This window comes from Neisseria sp. HMSC074B07 (genome assembly GCF_001810355.1).
Lineage (GTDB): Bacteria > Pseudomonadota > Gammaproteobacteria > Burkholderiales > Neisseriaceae > Neisseria.
The window spans coordinates 50,461-50,689 of the sequence record NZ_KV800985.1 but is presented as its reverse complement, the minus strand read 5'-3'; positions in this window follow the sequence as shown (position 1 = coordinate 50,689).

Sequence of the window (229 nt, the reverse complement as noted above, 5' to 3'; positions counted from 1 at the left end):
TTTCAACACACAGCCGCCCGAAGGCGGCTGGGTGATACGGCGATTATTATTCCGTTTAAACATTTGGTTTCAACACACAGCCGCCCGAAGGCGGCTGGTGTCCGATGTCGCCCGTTTCAGGGGAGAGATACAGTTTCAACACACAGCCGCCCGAAGGCGGCTGGGGGATGTTGTTCAAAATGGAAATATTCAGCCGATGTTTCAACACACAGCCGCCCGAAGGCGGCTG